General features: G+C 65.9%; 16 protein-coding genes. 6 read left to right on the plus strand and 10 right to left on the minus strand.

Features of this window, described 5'->3' with window-relative positions; translation table 11 throughout:
* A partial coding sequence (locus ACTIMO_RS03305) for a DUF418 domain-containing protein (RefSeq protein WP_448181491.1) occupies positions 1-1,054 on the plus strand: 1,054 nt, incomplete at its 5' end.
* 132 nt (positions 1,055-1,186) lie between these two features.
* Here the strand turns inward: ACTIMO_RS03305 and ACTIMO_RS03310 are convergent.
* Both ACTIMO_RS03310 and ACTIMO_RS03315 read right to left on the minus strand, forming a co-directional pair.
* Positions 1,187-1,837 (minus strand): histidine phosphatase family protein, encoded by a 651-nt coding sequence (locus ACTIMO_RS03310; protein ID WP_235498627.1) that lies wholly within the window; start codon positions 1,835-1,837, stop codon positions 1,187-1,189.
* On the minus strand, positions 1,834-3,279 hold the full coding sequence (locus ACTIMO_RS03315; protein ID WP_055766201.1) for a CCA tRNA nucleotidyltransferase: 1,446 nt from the start codon (positions 3,277-3,279) through the stop codon (positions 1,834-1,836). Before ACTIMO_RS03315 ends, ACTIMO_RS03310 begins: the two co-directional genes overlap by 4 nt.
* A gap of 191 nt (positions 3,280-3,470) precedes the next feature.
* Between ACTIMO_RS03315 and ACTIMO_RS03320 the strand changes: the two genes are divergently transcribed.
* From ACTIMO_RS03320 to trxA, 5 genes are all read left to right on the plus strand, one after another.
* Positions 3,471-3,950 carry an NUDIX hydrolase gene (locus ACTIMO_RS03320; RefSeq protein ID WP_055766198.1) on the plus strand — a complete coding sequence of 160 codons (480 nt, stop codon included), beginning with the start codon at positions 3,471-3,473 and terminating at the stop codon, positions 3,948-3,950.
* A 78-nt stretch (positions 3,951-4,028) separates the two neighbouring features.
* Positions 4,029-5,756 carry a murein biosynthesis integral membrane protein MurJ gene (murJ, locus tag ACTIMO_RS03325; protein ID WP_082471170.1) on the plus strand — a complete coding sequence of 576 codons (1,728 nt, stop codon included), beginning with the start codon at positions 4,029-4,031 and terminating at the stop codon, positions 5,754-5,756.
* A 72-nt stretch (positions 5,757-5,828) separates the two neighbouring features.
* Positions 5,829-7,418 carry an ABC transporter substrate-binding protein gene (locus ACTIMO_RS03330; protein ID WP_448181492.1) on the plus strand — a complete coding sequence of 530 codons (1,590 nt, stop codon included), beginning with the start codon at positions 5,829-5,831 and terminating at the stop codon, positions 7,416-7,418.
* A 192-nt stretch (positions 7,419-7,610) separates the two neighbouring features.
* Positions 7,611-8,645 (plus strand): thioredoxin-disulfide reductase, encoded by a 1,035-nt coding sequence (trxB, locus tag ACTIMO_RS03335; protein ID WP_448181695.1) that lies wholly within the window; start codon positions 7,611-7,613, stop codon positions 8,643-8,645.
* A gap of 25 nt (positions 8,646-8,670) precedes the next feature.
* Entirely contained in the window at positions 8,671-8,997 is a 327-nt protein-coding gene (gene trxA, locus ACTIMO_RS03340; RefSeq protein ID WP_055766189.1) for a thioredoxin, read from the plus strand.
* A gap of 3,001 nt (positions 8,998-11,998) precedes the next feature.
* Here the strand turns inward: trxA and ACTIMO_RS03345 are convergent.
* The 8 genes from ACTIMO_RS03345 to rpmH form a co-directional block, all read right to left on the minus strand.
* Positions 11,999-13,480, minus strand: coding sequence for a ParB/RepB/Spo0J family partition protein (locus ACTIMO_RS03345; protein WP_448181493.1), 1,482 nt, complete (start codon positions 13,478-13,480; stop codon positions 11,999-12,001).
* A gap of 73 nt (positions 13,481-13,553) precedes the next feature.
* Positions 13,554-14,441, minus strand: a complete 888-nt coding sequence (locus ACTIMO_RS03350) for a ParA family protein (protein WP_448181696.1) — start codon at positions 14,439-14,441, stop codon at positions 13,554-13,556.
* Between the two features lie 329 nt (positions 14,442-14,770).
* Entirely contained in the window at positions 14,771-15,442 is a 672-nt protein-coding gene (gene rsmG, locus ACTIMO_RS03355; protein WP_422390937.1) for a 16S rRNA (guanine(527)-N(7))-methyltransferase RsmG, read from the minus strand.
* Positions 15,435-16,055: a Jag family protein gene (locus ACTIMO_RS03360; RefSeq protein WP_448181494.1), complete on the minus strand. Its 621-nt coding sequence runs from the start codon at positions 16,053-16,055 to the stop codon at positions 15,435-15,437. Before ACTIMO_RS03360 ends, rsmG begins: the two co-directional genes overlap by 8 nt.
* Positions 16,052-17,014 (minus strand): membrane protein insertase YidC, encoded by a 963-nt coding sequence (gene yidC / locus ACTIMO_RS03365; RefSeq protein WP_422390938.1) that lies wholly within the window; start codon positions 17,012-17,014, stop codon positions 16,052-16,054. The genes ACTIMO_RS03360 and yidC overlap by 4 nt, the downstream gene beginning before the upstream one ends.
* A gap of 2 nt (positions 17,015-17,016) precedes the next feature.
* Positions 17,017-17,379 carry a membrane protein insertion efficiency factor YidD gene (yidD, locus tag ACTIMO_RS03370; protein WP_414826592.1) on the minus strand — a complete coding sequence of 121 codons (363 nt, stop codon included), beginning with the start codon at positions 17,377-17,379 and terminating at the stop codon, positions 17,017-17,019.
* The gene (gene rnpA, locus ACTIMO_RS03375) at positions 17,376-17,756 is read right to left on the minus strand and encodes a ribonuclease P protein component (RefSeq protein WP_055766179.1); all 381 of its coding nucleotides are present in this window, start codon (positions 17,754-17,756) and stop codon (positions 17,376-17,378) included. The genes yidD and rnpA overlap by 4 nt, the downstream gene beginning before the upstream one ends.
* Before the next feature lie 82 nt (positions 17,757-17,838).
* Positions 17,839-17,976, minus strand: a complete 138-nt coding sequence (gene rpmH, locus ACTIMO_RS03380; RefSeq protein WP_022892375.1) for a 50S ribosomal protein L34 — start codon at positions 17,974-17,976, stop codon at positions 17,839-17,841.
* Between the last annotated feature and the right edge of the window lie 228 nt (positions 17,977-18,204).

Below are 18,204 nucleotides of genomic sequence, written 5' to 3' on the forward strand. Positions count from 1 at the left end.
CTGGTTCTTCGCGGACCCGTCCGGCCCGCGGGGCGGTCCGGCGGAAGGCCCGGTCCCGGACCAGGCGGTGCGGTTCCTCGTCGCGACGTTCGTCGAGGGCAAGGTCTACCTGCTGTTCTCGCTGCTCTTCGGCTACGGCTTCGTGGTGCAGCGGGACTCGACAGCGCCACACACCGTCCGGGTGGTCGGCCGGAGACTCGCCGCCCTGGGCGTCCTCGGGTTCCTGCACGGTCTGACCCTGTTCTACGGGGACATCCTGGTGACCTACGCGCTTGCGGGGACGCTCCTGCTCGCCACCCGCACCATGACGACGAGAGCGAGGTGGGGAACTGCCGCCGCCATCACCGCGGGGGTCTCGCTGCTCATCATCGGATCGGCACTCCTCGTCCTGGCCGCCGGACCTGCGGGAAGCGGGGCGGCCGTCATCGGACCGGGGACCGCGTCGGACACGCCCGGCGAGGCCTTCGTCGCAAACGCCGGCATGTACGGTGCACTCCTGCCGTCCGTCGTCCTGTTCCAGGGGCCCCTCGCCCTCGCCGCATTCCATGCGGGTGCCGCCCTCGCGGAGCGGGGCGTCCTGCGGCCGCACCCACCGTCGCGCCGCGTCCTCGTGCGCGTGGCCGTGGTGGCTCTGCCGCCGGGCCTGGCCGTCTCTGCCCTGCAGGCCCATCTGGGCCGGCAGGGCGGCGAGGGGCTGTCACTGCTCGCCACGGGCCTGTCGGTCGCGGCCTCGCCGCTGGTGACGATCGGATACGCGGCGGCCTTCCTCCTCCTGCTCCGCAGCCGGCCGGGGCGTGCGCTCGGCAGGGCGATGGCCGATGCGGGCCGCATGTCGCTGAGCAACTACCTCGGGCAGTCGGTGATGCTGTGCCTCGTCTTCACGGGCTACGGTTTCGGCCTGGCGGACCGGATCCCCGTTCCGGCGGTGCCGGCGGTCGTCGTCGGGCTCTACGCACTCCAGCTGGGCGCGAGCCACCTCATCCTGGCGCGGTTCGGTACCGGCCCGGTGGAGGCGGTGCTGCGCCGGTTCGTGCGGCGCACCCCGGCGGGCTGAGCACCCGTCGGTGCACGACGGCGACGGCTCCCGATCCGTGGCGGCGGCGTCGGCGATCCGTCGATCTGACGGCGGTGGCAGAGGCGAGCGCCTCCCGATCCGTGGCGGTGGCGGTGGCGGAGGTTCAGCGGGTCAGAGGTTCCAGTGCACGATCGCCGGCGTGCGCTTGTCCCAGCCGAGCGCGCAGACGGCGGCGGTGCCGAGGACGAGGCGGCGTCCCTCGATCGCTCCGAATTGCAGCCACCGTGCAGCGACGATCCGCAGGAAGTGCCCATGGGCCACGAGCAGGGCGTTCTCGATCGGCTTCGCCCCGGGCTCACGGTCGGCGGGAGTACCGCAACCGGCCTGGATCCTGGCGATCACGCGGTCAGCGCGCTCGGACACCTGGTCGAGCGTCTCGCCGTTCGGCACGCCGTCGTCCCAGATGAGGTAGCCCGGATTCTCCTCGCGGACCGTCGCGCTGTTGCGGCCCTCGTTGTCGCCGTAGTCCCACTCATGGGCGAACGGAAGGATCTCGGCATCGGGGAAGCCGGCGAGCTCCGCCGTGCGGGTGGCGCGCTGGAGCGGTGACGTGACCACGAGGTCGAAGTCGACTCCCTCGAGATGCCCACGCGCGGCCAGGGCCTGCTCCTCACCGTGCTCGGTGAGCGGGAGATCCGTCAGGCCGGTGTAGCGGCCGTCCCGGGACCATTCCGTCTCGCCGTGCCGGAGGAGCCACAGCTTCGGCAGGGGCGTCCCGGCCGGGGTGAGATCCGGTGCTGCTGCGCCTGTCATGGGCTTCATGGTGTGCTCTCCTGGGATTCGGGCTGCTCGCTCCACCACCGGCGGAGCTTGGTCTCGGCGGCGGCCGGGTCGTGGGGGCCGTGCTCCATGCGTTCCTCGAGCAGGAACCGGTAGGCGCGGCCCACCACGGGTCCGGGCCGGATGCCGAGCAGATCCATGATCTGCCCGCCGTCGAGGTCGGGGCGGATGGCGTCCAGCTCCTCCTGCTCGGCCAGCGCGGCGATCCGGGTCTCGAGGTCGTCGTAGGCGAAGGCCAGGCGCTCGGCCTTCCGCCGGTTCCGTGTCGTGACGTCGGAGCGCGTCAGGCGGTGGAGGCGCTCCAGCAGGGGGCCGGCGTCGCTCACGTAGCGCCGCACCGCGGAATCGCTCCAGCCGGCCTCTCCGTAGCCGTAGAACCGCATGTGCAGCTCGACCAGACGGGACACGGCCTTGATGGTGTCGTTGTCGAACCGCAGCGCGCGGAGCCTCTTGCCCGTCAGCTTCGCTCCCACGGCGTCGTGATGACGGAAGCTGACCGCACCGCCCGGCTCGAACTTGCGGGTGGCGGGCTTGCCGATGTCGTGCAGGAGCGCGGCGAGGCGCAGGACGACGTCGGGTGCGGGAACCGGTCCGTCGTCGTCCGTCTCCAGCTCGCAGGCCTGCCGCAGCACCGTGAGGGAGTGCTGGTACACGTCCTTGTGGCGGTGGTGCTCATCCGTCTCGAGGCGCAGGGCCGAGACCTCCGGGAGGACATGGTCCGCCAGGCCGGTGCCCACCATGACGTCGATCCCCTCGTCCGGTGCCGCCCCCCGGATCAGCTTCACCAGCTCGTCGCGGACCCGCTCCGCCGAGATGATGGAGATGCGCTCCGCCATGGCGGTCATCGCCTCGGCCACGTCGGGTGCGACGGTGACGCCCAGCTGAGACACGAAACGCGCGGCGCGCATCATGCGCAGCGGGTCGTCGGAGAACGACGACGAGGGCGCGCCGGGTGTCCGGAGGATCCCGGCATGGAGATCACGGACGCCGCCGAAGAGGTCCACGAGCTCCAGGGACGGCAGGCGGAGGGCCATCGCGTTGATCGTGAAGTCACGCCGCACGAGGTCCTCGTCCAGGCTCGTGCCGAAGGCGACGGTGGGATTGCGCGACGCCGGATCATAGGCCTCGGCGCGATAGGTGGTGATCTCGATCTGGAAGCCGTCCTTGCGGAGACCGATGGTGCCGAAGGCGCGGCCGATCTCCCAGTAGGCGTCCGCCCAACGCCTGATGAGGGCGATGGTGCGGTCGGGGTCGGCGTCCGTGGTGAAGTCGAGGTCCGGTGACACGCGGCCGAGGAAGAGGTCCCGCACGGGCCCGCCCACGAGGGAGAGTTCGTGACCCGCAGCGTCGAAGAGCTCGCCGATCTCGAGGACAACGGGAGGAAGCGGTGCGGTGAGTGTCGAGGTGTCCAGCAGGTGCGCCATAGTCCCCTAAGGGTGCCAGATGGGGCGCGGTTTCCCACACCGTGGGCGGGTCCGCGACAGCTGCGGCCCGGGCTCGCCGGCGGCTTCGCACCGGGCTGCGCCGTCATCGCCTCCGCTTAAAGATCGTTAGAGTGGTCGGTATGGACCGGCCCGTTCCGAGTGCTCCGAAGCGCACCCCGTTGACAGTGTCAATGGGAACCACGGGTATGCCTGCCGTGCAGCACCAGCTCCCCACGGTGGAGGAGGTCTCGGCCGGCGGGATCGTCATCGACGCCTCCAGGGAGACCCTCGACGTCGCCATCATCGCCCGGCTCAACCGCGGTGGACGGCTCGAATGGTGCCTGCCGAAGGGCCACCCGGAAGGTGTGGAGAACAACGAGGAAGCGGCGGTCCGCGAGATCGCCGAGGAGACCGGCATCGAGGGCAGGATCGTCTCGGCGCTCGGGAGCATCGACTACTGGTTCACCGTCAGCGGTCACCGCGTGCACAAGACGGTGCACCACTACCTCCTCATCGCGACCGGCGGGTACCTGACGATCGAGAACGATCCGGACCACGAGGCCGTCGACGTCGCCTGGGTACCGCTGCAGGAGCTGGGCCGCCGGCTGTCCTTCCCCAACGAGCGCCGCATCGCCGACCTCGCCCGCGAAGTCCTTCCCGAACACCTCTGAGTCAGCCGCGCCCATACTGCCGCTCCCTGGCGACCCGCCGCGCAGTCGTCGTGCCCTGGGGTGAGACGATGGGAAGCGATGTCTGACACGAACACCGCCTCGATCCCCCTCCAGGACGCCGGAGAGCCTGTCCGCGACGATCCGTCCGCCCCCCGCAGCGGCTCGACCGCCCGGTCGAGCGCCATCATGGCCGCCGGGACGCTCGTCTCCCGGATCCTCGGTCTCGTCCGGGTGGCACTGCTCGCGACGGCCATCGGCGCCTCGGGCCAGGTCTCGGACCTGTTCACCTCGGCCAACAACCTCCCGAACTTCCTCTACCTCATGCTCGCCGGCGGCGTGTTCAACGCCGTCCTGGTCCCGCAGATCATCAGGGCCAGCCGCCAACCAGACCGCGGCGCGGACTACGTCAGCCGGCTCCTGACCCTCGCGGCCATGGCGCTCCTGGTCCTCGCCGTCGTCGCGACCCTCGCGGCCCCCGTCATCGTCGGGGTCACCACGAGCTTCACGGGTGAGAAGCTCGCCCTCGCCACCACCTTCGCGTTCTGGTGCCTGCCGCAGATCTTCTTCTACGGCATGTACGCGGTGACGGGGCAGATCCTCAACGCGAACGGATCCTTCGGTCCGTACATGTGGGCGCCGGTGGTCAACAACATCGTGTCGATCGCCTTCCTGGTGGTCTTCATCCTCCTGATGGGGAGCGAGCAGGCAGAGCGGCACAGTCCCGACACCTGGACGTCGACGCAGACCCTGCTGCTCGCCGGCGGCACCACCCTCGGTATCGTCATCCAGGCCCTCGTGCTGTTCATCCCCCTCAAGCGGCTCGGTCTCGGGCTGCGGCCGAAGTTCGGCCTGCGCGGAACGGGGCTCGGCCGCACCGGCAGGCTCGCTTCCGTCACGATCGTCACGATGCTGATCGGCAACGGCCTCTACCTCGTCAACCAGCGCGTCGCCACGATCGCCACCGATGCCCGCCCTGCCCTGCTCGCGCAGGATCCACCCGTCGAGATCGCCGGTCTGACCAACCTCGAGTTCGGCTCCATGGTGTACCAGCTGCCGCACGCGGTCATCGCCCTGTCCCTGGCCACGGTCATGTTCAACCAGCTGTCCTCCGCACACGCGGACGGCAACCTCCCCGCGGTCCGCGCGACCCTGTCCCAGGGGCTGCGGATCATCGGCGTCGCGACGGTGTTCGGGTCGGCCGCACTGCTGGCCTTCGCGGGACCCCTCGGCGTCCTCTTCAGCGAGTCCGCCGAGAGCGCCGCCCTGAACGGTGTCATCATCGCGATCCTTGCGATCGGGGCACCGTTCCTCAGCGCCAATTTCTTCCTCACCCGGGTCTTCTACGCCGGCGAGGACGTGAAGACTCCCCTGAAGATCCAGCTGGTCCTCTCTGTCGTCGGGGTGGTGCTGGCCCTCGTCGCCGGCATGTTCGACCCACGGCTGATTGTCCCCATGCTGGCCGTCGCCTACTCGCTGGGCAACGTCATCGCGGTCGCCGTGAGTCATACCTTCCTCACGCGGTCCATCGGCCGCTACGGTGCCGGGCACGTCTTCGACGTCCATGTCCGCCTGGCCGTCGCCGGGATCGTCGCCGCAGTCGCCGGTACGGCGCTGTGCTGGGCGTTCGGCGGCTACGACGCCGACGGCTTCCTCTGGCAGTCGAAGCTGAACGCCCTGCTGGTGCTCGCGATCGGCGGTGTGCTGATGGGAGTGGTGTACCTGGGCATGCTGAAACTGCTCCGGGTCCGCGAACTCGACGAATTCGCAGGCCCTCTCCTCGCGCGTTTCCGCCGGAGCGGCGCCTGACCCAGCCGCCCGGAAAACGCCGGGCTGACCGGTAGCATGGGTAAAAATCAGCCATGCTCGCGGGAGGAACACGTGCCAGAAGCAGTAGACGTCGGTTCAGTGCTGGGCGGCCGGTACAAGGTGACCGCCTACGTCCTGGCATCTGCTGAGAAGGATCTCGTGCTCGACGGCGTCGATCAGGTCCTCAACCGGCCCGTCAGTATTCTCGTCGCCTCCTCCGGCAACGCCTCGCAGGTGGCGGCCAGCGCTCGCGACCTGGCCACCGGTGACAGGAACAGTGCCATCCAGGTCCTCGATCTCGGCATCACGGACGCCGGCACCTACCTCGTCACCAACCGCACCCCGGCAGCGGACATGCTGGACCTGATCGTCCAGCAGGATCCCCCGCGGGAGGACCAGCCCTTCGTGGAGCCGTTCTTCACGGACACCCTCGGCTCGGAGATCTTCGGTGGCCCGCGATCCACCGAACCCGAGTCCTACGACGACGACCACGAGGACGACCACGACTCCCGGCACCAGCGAAGGCCACGTCTCTCGGGTCTCCGCGAACGCTTCGCACGCCACGGCGCGGAAGAATCCCGGCAGGACGACACCTCGGACCTTCCGCCCGTCGACGCGGAGCCGGCACCCGACCACCGACCGTCCTCCCACCGCGTCCCGCCGCCGCCGAACCGCCGCCCGGGAGGATCCTCCGTCGACGAGCCGCACCGGCGATCCGAGGACGCAGACCACCCATCGGGCGTCGGAGGAGCAGGTGCCGGAGCGGGAGCGGCAGGCCTGGCAGCCGGAACGGCCGCGGCCTCCTCGTCGCCGTCGTCGTCAGCCCGCGCGGCTTCCCTCTTCCCGCTCTCGGGCGACAGGGATGCCAGGGACGACAGGGACGACAGGGACGACAGGGACGGGCGCGACGGGAGCGACGGGAGCGACGGGAGCGACGGGTACGACGACACCGGTCGGGACGAGTACGACGACGAGGACAGCAACGGCCGCAGGTTCACCCGGGTCCTCGTGGGCGTCGTGCTGACCGTGGTCCTCGTCGTGGCGGTGGTCCTCGCGGCGACGCAGCTCGGATCCATCTTCAACGGCAACCCCGTCGCCGACCCCGCGACGGAGCGCTCCAGCGCCGCTCCCGCTACGGAGGACGCCACAGCGCCGGCCCCGGCAGAGACTGCCACCGCCGAACCCACCCAAGCTCCCGTCACTCCCGTCATCACCGGCATCACCCGTGTGGTGCCCGACAACCCGGGACTCGACGCGGCCAATGATGTCACCCTGCCGTCGATCATCGACGGCAACCCGGCGACCTTCTGGGGCAATCAGGTGTACGCGAGCGACAGCTTCGGCGGACTGGCGACCAATCTGGCACTGGTCGTCCAGCTCGAGGAGGAGTCGACCATCTCCCAGGTGACCATCGAGCAGCTCAACGGAGCGGGCGGGAGTTTCTCCGTGCTCGTCAATGATCAGCCGACGCTCGAGGGAGCGGAGCAGATCGCCCAGGGCGGATTCACGTCCCCTACCGTGTCGCTGCCCATCCCCTCCGGAGCAGACGGACCACCCACCGGACAATTCGTCATCGTGAACTTCACCCAGCTGCCGCGCCTGTCGAACATCCAGGCCCAGTATCCGTTCGGCCTCAGGATCGCCGAGATCCGGGTCAGCTGACCGCGGCGAGCACCGGACCAACCGCTCCCGACAGGGAACCGACGTCGAGCATCGGCCGGCGTCGTCGACGGAATAAGCGTATGTGTGGTTCCGTTGAGGGAAGTGTCCGCAGATGTGACCGGACCGGCCGTATCAGCGATGGAGAAGACAGAAAGGTCTTTCGAGAACGTGACAACCCACACCGAGGTCCAGTTGGACACGCCCACCGCTCACAGCACCGAAGGCGAGCAGAAGATCCACGACGTCATCATCGTCGGGTCAGGACCGTCCGGATACACGGCGGCCGTCTACACGGCGCGTGCGAACCTGAAGCCCGTGATGATCGCCAGCTCCGTCAAGGCCGGCGGTGAACTGATGAACACCACCGATGTGGAGAACTTCCCCGGGTTCCCGGAGGGTGTCATGGGCCCGGACCTCATGGAGCAGTTCGAGAAGCAGGCCCGCCGATTCGGCACCGAGATCCTCTACGAGGACGTCGTGAAGGCCGAACTCTCCGGAGACGTCAAGAAGCTCACCATCGCCACCGGCGAGGAGTTCCTGGCCCGCTCGGTGATCATCTCCACCGGATCCGAATACCGCGAGATCGGCCTGGACGACGAGAAGCGCCTGTCCGGTCACGGTGTCAGCTGGTGTGCCACATGCGACGGCTTCTTCTTCCGTGACCAGGACATCGCCGTCGTTGGCGGCGGTGATTCAGCCATGGAGGAGGCGCTCTTCCTCACCAAGTTCGCGCGGTCCGTGACGGTGGTCCACCGCCGCGACACCCTCCGCGCGTCGAAGATCATGCAGGACCGCGCCTTCGCCCACGAGAAGATCTCCTTCCTGTGGAACTCCGAGGTCGTCGGCATCCATGGATCCGACAAGGTCACCGGACTGAAACTGGCGAACGTCGTCGATGGTACGACGAGCGATATCGACGTGACCGGTGTCTTCGTTGCTATTGGTAACGATCCTCGTGTCGATCTGGTGAAAGACCAGCTCGAGTTGACGGTCGAGGGCACCATCGCGGTCCAGGGCCGGACGTCGAAGACCTCGGTCCCCGGCGTCTTCGCCGCCGGCGATGTCATCGACCCGACGTATCGCCAGGCAATCACCGCATCCGGCAGCGGATGCGTGGCCGCTCTCGACGTCGAGCACTATCTGGCAGACACCGTGAGCGCGTCCCAGACAGCGGCGCGCGTACCCACGCCGCCTGCAGAGGCCGTGTCCGAGAACGTTTCCCTCTGATCGATCAATCACAAGGAGTAATGCAATGAGCAACGCAAAGGATGTGACTGACGCGTCATTCGACGCCGACGTCCTGCAGGCGAGCAAGCCCGTCATCGTGGATTTCTGGGCAGAATGGTGCGGCCCGTGCCGCATGCTGTCGCCCATCCTCGACGACATCGCCGCCGAGCACGCTGAGAAGATCGATGTCGTCAAGGTGAATGTCGACGACAACCCCGCCATCGCTGCGAAGTACGGAATCACCTCGATCCCCGCCGTGTACGTCTTCAAGGGAGGCGAGGTCGCGGCGACTTCCATCGGCGCCAAGCCGAAGCAGGTCCTCGAGCAGGAGTTCGCGGCCTTCATCAACTGATGGCCTGAAGTACCGAGGGACCCGCCGACAGGCGGGTCCCTTTTTCATGCTGCGGAAGACAAGAGGCGTCACGGATGGCTCTCGAGACATACCGTCCACCCTCATCTAGCAGGACCGCCCTGGTACGCCGTCACCTGCCCCGACCCTCGATCGTCCACGTCGTTCACGCCACGCCGCACGTGGTGACAAGAAACCGTCCCCGAGCACGCGAGGAGTGGGGAAATCGGGGAGGGGTGGCGATCAGGAGGGCTAGGCATCCATGCCGACTCGTGGCGACTTTCGGCTCTCCCAGCGCAGCGTTTCATAGTCCATTTCACCCTCGTAATACCCCGGCCATGATCCTTCGTCGGACTGTCCGGTCCGAGCGTGACTGATCCTCCCGCACGAAACTTCCAGCACGTTGAAGACCCTGCGTACGGAGGAACTCGGCTCATGACCCGATGCGAACCCGGGAGAAACGGGCGGTATCACTGTCTCGCACACGTCAGTGCCCTACGCCGATTGCAGCCTCATGGGCCCAATACGGCGATCGCTGAGCCACGTCGATACGGGTCCCTGTCACGACCTGGACAGAGGTTCGTCGGCGGTAATGCTTCAAGATTCTTCTGCCCTGGGAGGCTTCACCACGTAAGGGCCGGACATCGCACTTCTTTCCCACCTCCTGATCGCCTCGAACTCAACACAGCTGTCAATGTTTCACGTGGAACGCATAGGACAGTCACTCGGGAGGAGAACATGAGGAGGTAGTTGGGCACTTGACAACTCTTTTTGTTTTCACCCGGGTATGAGGACGGCCTTCACAGGGGAGAGTCCACGCTATTCCAGCTGTAGACAGGACGTTCTCGTCCCCGACCGCACTCTCACTACAGGGAAGTGCACTGGTAGCGTCGCACCGCTCCACAAGAAATCCGGACTACTCCCACCACTGCATACCGCGACTCCGCGCAGTCGAACCTAGCTCGGAACCACCAATCAGCGTGTACGTTTCACGTGGAACAGAAACGCCCGAGGGCAGCCGATCTGCGTCGTGTCTTCCCTGACGACAGCTCCCGTGGTCTTGTTGACCACGAGGCGCCGTCCTCCGCCGAAGCGGTGCCGCTCTCGACCGGTTGGCCGGCAGCGAAGCCCTGCGAACTTCGGTTTCTCGATCTCACGGTGTCGCGGTCTGACCATTTCGGCTTCCCGCCCCCTCGTTTTCTCGCCCCGTCATCCTCTCGCCGGCTCGCTATCTCACCCCCTGGTTCTCCCGCGCTGTCACCCTATCGCCGTCTCAGACTCTCGACCTGTCACCCTCTCGCAAACTCGCCACCCTGCGAACTCCCAGACTCCCGGACCTACGAACGCTCGGACTCTCGAACTCTCGAACTCTCGAACTCTCGAACTCTCGAACTCTCGAACTCTCGAACTTGCACGAGCCATCCACGCGCGCCGTGCCCCATCATTGGAACCCTTCGCACGGATCGCACGGCGGCGCGACCGACCACTCGACGCATCGACCAAAGGAAAGTGAGCGCAGTCTGCTGAATTGGCGATGAAAAACGACTGCTGCACCACGCACCAAGACCCCCGCAACGGTGTGTGGCCACATCATCAGTCGGATGAGTTCCACCGGCCCTGTTCGTCGACAGTTCGACTCTCGGCTTTCGGCCGTCGTTTCACGTGAAACCGGGGGGCCATAGAAGACAATTCAAGGAGGCGAAGTCCCCAAGGACGTCAGCAGAAGCGCCTCCGTGTCACGTGAGAGACCATGCAGGCCGCAGCTGCCGCGGTCGCGCCTCCAGCGCAAGAGCAACCATCCTGATCAAGCCGACTCGGGGCCGTTGCTCCGCTCCCAGAGGACGAAGAGCTGCGGACCTTTGGCCCACTTCAATCGACTGTGTCATCCTGCAATGGCTGGAGCGCAGCTTCCGAAGCGCCGGCGCCAGCTTCGGTGACGAATAGGCCGCAGAATCGGACATGGATCGGGCTTCGGCGGCCGGAGCTGCCCGACTGCGCCGGCATCCGACGGTATGCGGATCGCTGACCACAGATAGGTGAACGCCCCGAATACCCGATAGTGAGCTGACTTGGAGCCGAGTAAGCTCGTTGTAACTACTTATGCTCCTCGTTTCACGTGAAACACAGCAGTGATGTGGCCTCATAGCAGGACGATCGCGCCAAATGGGGCTCGGCTCCCCTCCAGGTCTTCAAGATGCCAGCGGGGGTCGACCGTGAGCCCTTCCAGCGGGCTCTTCCGCCGTAGGCATGGCGCAGTGTATGGCCGACAGACGGAGATGGTCCCTGCCTCAGCCCGGCGTGGTGACCTTCTGAGCGGCACCCCACACGACCCGACGCTTCCTGACCAGGGCTGTCAGCACGAAATCCTCTTGGCGCCGAAAGGTGTATGAGACCTGCGGACTGATAGGGCTGGAGAAGCCCGGTCGGTCGAAGGAACATTTCTACGATCGCACGATAAAGCTCCTTATGTTCCACGTGAAACGAGGAACACACCCGGCTAACTCCGTCGGGTAGTACCTGCAGACCTGCATGATGCGTGTCCTCGGCTGTACAGGTGACCAGGGTTGAGGCGACAATCAGGCTGTACCACAGCCTGAACGGCGGGGCGAGCCGTCTGCCGACCGGGAGCACGAGGTCTGGAGCCTCTTCCTCCGCATGACTGTTCTCCTATTTCATACTGCGCGGAATCTCAGCAGCCGCCCCGGTGCGAGCAGCTTGTGAGGAGCCCAGACAACGGCGAATGCCGAGCAGCACCTGGTCAGCTCACTTCTGCACTCGCCGTATCAAGCAGAACGAATCCACAGCGCACGGGCTGAAGCCCGGTGCGGATTCTCCAGCGAAAGAACCACCGCCTACCCAAAGATCCGCCCCCCGATGATCGGTAACGGTTCTCCGGCGACGGCGTTTCACGTGAAACACCGCGCACCGCTATCGAGGACCTCGAGCGCCCGTGATTGCGCCGCGCAGATCATCGAACCTGCGACTCAGGGCGGGCGACCAATGCCTACTCAGGAGCCGGGGCGAGAACACCGATAATCCTGTTCAGGTCATCTACACTCGCGAACTCGATGCTGACGCGGCCCTTCTTGGCGCCCAACGTGATCTTCACACTGGTGTCCAACCGATCAGCGAGGGAGGTTGCCAGGTAGTCGAGCCGTTCGTGACGAGCGCTATCCTTCGGCATGGAAGGCTTCGAAGCGCGCCTCAAACCGCCACTGAGGGCAACGATCTCCTCGGTGGACCGAACAGACAACCCTTCGGCAACGATTCTCTGAGCCAGCTTCTCCATATCGGCAGGATCTGCAAGGCCAAGCAGTGCACGGGCGTGACCTGCTGAAAGAACTCCGGCAGCCACCCGACGTTGGACGAGCGGAGGGAGCTTCATCAGCCGCAGTGTGTTGGAGATCTGAGGACGGGACCGTCCCAGACGTCCTGCGAGTTCGTCATGCGAGCACCCGAAATCATCGAGAAGCTGCTGGTACGCCGCTGCCTCTTCCAGTGGATTCAACGCGCTCCGATGAAGGTTCTCCAGAAGAGCATCCCGCAGGAGGTCGTCGTCGAGAGTGACACGGATGATGGCGGGGATCGTGTCCACACCGGCTTCACGCGAAGCTCGCCACCGACGCTCACCCATCACCAGTTCGTACCGGGGTTCTCCTGGCTCCTGCGACGGCCTGACGACGATCGGCTGCAGAACGCCGATTTCGCGGATCGAGTGAACCAGTTCCGAGAGCTCGTCCTCGTTGAACTCGACGCGGGGCTGCTTGCGGTTCGGGTGGATCGCGTCCAGCGGCAGGTCCGCGAAGGTCGCGCCAGGTACCTCGACCAGACCCGCACCCACATCAGCCCCAGCCACGACATCGGCGCTGACGGAACCGGCGGACCGACCGCTACCGGTCGTTTCACGTGGAACAGGGGTGGCAGCTGCGGCGCGACCGCCGGGAACCGATCCCTCTTCCCGGCCAGCGCTTGGTGTGGCCGCCTGCGCCGACCGCTGGTCGTCGTGCGCATGTCCCGTGACCTGGGATATCGTCGTGTCCGTTTCATCGGGGGCATCCCGCTCCGAGACATCGCCCTGTTCCCGGGGCTCAGCCGGCGTTGACATCGATTGCCCGGGGGCCGCGGCCGATGCGGCGTCGTCTCCCGCCTCTGACGTAGATGACCTCTTCGCTCCACCGGACGCAGCTTTACGGGACGTCTTACCAACGCGCTTCGTTTGCGCATCTTGGACATTCTTGTTGATCCCGCTGCGCAGCGCGGAGGAATACGAACGTGGCTGCTCTGCCACGTCTTCCTCGGTCACGCGTTCGAAGAACAGATCGACAGGCCGGCTACCCTGCTTGCGATCACTGCTGTCCGTCTGAGGGACGTCACGGGACGCGCCGACCGGCTCCACTGCAGGCAGAACCTCTGGCTCCTCCTCAGCGGGTGCACTCGGAATCAGAGCACCCAGTCCTCGACCCAATCCGCGCCGTTTCTCAACCATGTCATTCCTTCCGGGTGTGGACCCATGCCCACCAGTACTGTTCAGGGGTTCGGATCACCCGGACCCACAACTCCTATGAACGCGAGGCTATTTCCGCGGCAGCTTCCTGATAGGACAGCGCCCCACTCGAGGACGGATCGTAGGTCATGACGGTCTGCTGGTAGCTGGGGGCTTCGGAGATCCGCACCGAGCGGGGTACCACAGCCTTCAGCACCTGCTCGGGGAAATGCTCCCTCACCTCAGCCGCCACCTGGGCCGCGAGGTTCGTTCTCCCGTCGTACATGGTCAGGAGGATGGTCGAGACGGCGAGATCCGCGTTGAGATGCTTCTGGATCATCTCGATGTTCTTCAGGAGCTGGCTCAGCCCTTCGAGCGCGTAGTACTCGCACTGGATGGGGATGAGCACCTCCTTCGCCGCGACGAAAGCATTGACGGTGAGAAGGCCGAGACTGGGGGGACAGTCGATGAACACGAAATCCAGCCGCGGCTGACCCTTCTCCTCCCGTTCCTTCGCGTAGACGTCGATGGCACGGCGGAGGCGTTGCTCCCTTGCGACCAGGGACACCAGTTCGATCTCAGCCCCAGCAAGGTGGATCGTCGCCGGCGCACAGATGAGGTTGGGAACATCGGGGCAGGGCGCCACCACGTCACCGAGCGGGACGTCGTCGATGAGAACGTCGTAGATGGAATCCACTTCAGCGTGGTGGTCGATGTTGAGTGCAGTGGAGGCGTTGCCCTGAGGGTCGATGTCGATCACGAGAACCTGCAACCCCGCGGTGGCCAGCGCGGCAGCGATGTTGACCGTCGTCGTCGTCTTGCCGACCCCACCCTTCTGGTTGCTGATGGTCATGATGCGGGTACTCCGCGGCTTGGGAAGTTCCTTGCCCAGCAGCTTCTCCCGACGCTTCACCTCGTTCGCCAGCTCCCGGCCGAGAGGCGAGGAGTCGTCCATCGTCTCCATCACGCTTCCGCCCCTGGCCGTCTTCTTCGTCGACGTGTCGACCGCATTGGCTGTCTTGCCACGCGCTGACAGGGCTTCACGTGGAACGACACCTGTATTTACTGGATCTGCAAACTTTCCCGGTTGTATTTCACGCAAGCCGACCGAGGGAGGGTTGCCGAGGGCGCGATGGCCCTCGACCTTCTTCACGGGGGCGTCCTTGATGGTCACTCGGTTGCTCACTCTCACATGCCAGACGTCGTTATCTACAAGGGTAGCCGGAACGCTGCGGGACTCAGCCGCCATCTGACGGGGACGGCAAGGAGCCAACGCGGGCAGGGGAATCAGGATCAGCGGATCCGCACCGGGATCCGCACCACCGTTGTGGGTTCCTCCAGTACTGCATCTCCGATCACGATGATCTCCGGCGTCCCGCCGCCCAATGTGCGGATGACCTTCTTCGCTTTCTCGATCTCCTCCGACGCCCCTCGCCCTTTGATCGCGAGTACCTCTGCGCCGGGACGAGCCAGGGGGATGGTCCATCCTGCCAGCGTCGTGAGGGCGGACACCGCGCGGGCCGTCACGTAGTCACCGGCGACATCGCCGACCAGCTGCTCTGCCCTCGCACGGTGCACCGTCACGTTGTCGAGGCCGAGATCGCGGACGACCTCGTTCAACCAGATGACCCGCCGCTCCAGGGGTTCCACCAGGTGCAACTCGAGATCCGGTCTGGCGATGGCGATCGCGAGACCGGGAAGACCGGCACCACTGCCGACGTCCACGACCGTCGTATCCACCGCCATCAGGTCGGCGACCACCGCACAGTTGAGGACATGGCGTCCCCACAGTCGGGGCACCTCCCGTGGCCCCAGGAGACCCCGTTCGATACCCGACGACGCAAGATGGGCGACGAAGGCGCGGGCGGTCTCGATCCGGCCCCCGAAGATACTCTCGGCGGCGGCGAGCTCGTGCCGGCTCGGCTCAGGAATCGCTCCCGGCGCCTGATCCGGGCTGTCAGTCATCGCTCGGCGACACGACGATGTGTCGCGCCTGACCTTCGCCCTCGGACTCACTGACGAAGCCGAGATCAGCGACGACGTCGTGCACGATCTTCCGTTCGTAGGCGGACATCGGAGCAAGAGCGACATCCTCGCCGCTCTCCTTCACCCGGTCGACGGCTTCCTGCGCCACAGCCGTCAGCTCCCGCCCACGCCTGTCGCGGTAGCCGTCGACGTCCAGAACCAGTCGCGACCGGGCGTCGGTCGCGGTCAGCACGCTGAGTCGGGTGAGCTCCTGCAGCGCCTCGAGAACCTCTCCGTCAGCACCGACGAGGGCACCGAGCCCGGTGTCGGCGGAGCCCTCGGACAGGATGGAGATGTAGGTGCGGCCACTCCTCACCTCGATGTCGATGTCCCCGTCGATATCGGCGATGTCGAGGAGTTCCTCGAGATAGTCCGCTGCTACATCGCCCTCCTCGTCGAGTCTCGACGACCTCGATCCCGCCGGACCGTCGGTCTCCTCGGCAGCATCCGCCTCAGGGGCGTCGACCTCCGGGCCGTCCGCCTCTCCGGGACCGCTCTGGTCCGTCCCGTTCGGGTCGAGCTCGGGAGTCTGCTCTTCGTTGTCTACGCTCATCGCTTCTTCCTCTTCTTGCGCTGGGGCTGGACGCGCTGCACCCGGGCCTCGGGAACCGCCTCGATGGCAGGCTCGGCCTTCCGCTCGCCGAGGAGCGGGACCATGGGCAGACCCTTCTTGGCGCGGCGATCGGCCAGTGCCTTCGCAGCGGGCGATCCCGGCGTCGGCATCCTCCGGATCACGTAGAACTGCTGAGCCATGGTCCACACGTTGGTGGTGGTCCAGTACACGAGGACACCGATCGGGAAGTTGATCCCGCCGATGCCGAAGACCAGCGGGAGGATGTAGAGCATGATCTTCTGCTGACGCATGAAGGGGCTCTGCATGGCCTCCTCGGACATGTTCTTCGCCATGATCTGCTTCTGCGTGATGAACTGCGAGGCCGTCATCGCGATGATCATGATGACGGAGAGGATGATCACGCTGATGTTCCCGTCGGCTCCGAAGCTGCCGAGGAAGGTGGACGAGAGGGGAGCCCCGAAGATGGTGGCATCGTCGAACTGGCGGACGGACTCCGGCGAGAGGGCGCCGATCTCGATGCCCTCCTCGCTCGCGCGGGAGATCCCGTTGAGGACCGTGAAGAGCGCGAAGAAGAACGGCATCTGGATGAGGATCGGCAGGCAGGCAGCGAACGGGTTCGTCCCGTGCTTCTTGTAGAGCGCCATCTGCTCCTGCGTCATGGCCTGGCGCGAGAGCTGGTCGGTCTTGCCCTTGTACTTCTGCTGCAGCTTGCGGAGATCCGGCTGCAGGGCCTGCATCCCGCGCTGCGCCTTGATCTGCTTGACGAAGACCGGGATCAGGGCGGCACGGATGACGACGACGAGTCCGACGATGGAAAGCACCCAGGTCCACCCGGATGCAGGGTCCATCCCGAGGAACGAGAAGCCCTCGTGGAACATGAACATGATCCACGACACGAGCCACCTGAACGGCGCCAGGATCGTCTCAAAAAAACCCACAATCAGTTTGCTCCTCGAGCCGCCGGGCGGCTTTCGTCATCGGCCGGGATGACCGGGTGGTTCAACACAACAATCGAAGGGACCTTCCCGTCCGGAAAGATCCTGGAACCCTCGGGTACGTGATCCACGCCGCCGTCGTTCCATGGGTGGCAGCGGACCACCCGCCGTGCGGCGAGCCACGTTCCCCTCAGGAAGCCGTGGACCGTGACCGCCTCCAGCGCATAGGCGGAGCAGCTCGGGTAGAAACGGCACACCTGGCCGTACAGCGGAGAGACGACCTTCCGGTACGCGATCAGGAGCCAGATCGCAGCGAGACGCGGCAGACCGATGAGGAAGGCCAGCACAGCGACGGCGACCTTCTTCACGATACTCTGCCTTCCTTCTCCGGGACCTGCGACCGCTCCAGCTTCCGAACCACCGCTGCGAGCCCTCCCGTCACGTCCCGGTGCACGTCCTGCCACTCGGCGCCTGCCGATGCGGGAAGTGCGCGGACGACGACGTCGAAACCCTGCGGGTGTGTCCGGATCCACTCCGCCATGACATGGCGAAGCCTTCGCTTAACGAGATTCCGCGCGACGGCGTTCCCCACGTTCTTGCCGACGATGAAACCGACCCGGGAGGGGGCATCCGACGACGTCATGGCCCCGTATAGCACGACGTTCCGGCGCCCTGAACGGACACCGGAACGTACGGTACGTGCGAAATCCGCCGCTGCTCGCACCCGATGGATCACCGGGAGCACAGGTCGGACCAATCCACGGAGGGGAGAGGAGAGCCTGCGCCGGCGCGATCACCCGAGGGCTGCATGGCGGGGAGGGAACCGCTTAGGCCGAGAGTTCGGTACGGCCCTTGCCGCGGCGCGCCGACAGGATGGCGCGGCCTGCGCGGGTGCGCATGCGAAGACGGAAACCGTGCTTCTTGGCACGACGGCGGTTATTCGGCTGAAAGGTCCGCTTGCTCACTGTAGTTACTCCAGAACGATCTTGAGATGCGTCCGGCCCATTGCAACAAGGGGGAAGAACAGACTGACGCGATGAAGGTGTACATCCGACATTCGCGGGAGAGCTGTCACATCCCGAGGCCACTTCGTACCCGGGAACATCTGTGATGGCATGCGAAATGCAGACATGTTGGACTACATCACGTTAGGGGACGCGGCTCAGGGGCGTCAAACTCGCGGTCGGTCGGCT

Source organism: Arthrobacter sp. CP30, assembly GCF_053470025.1.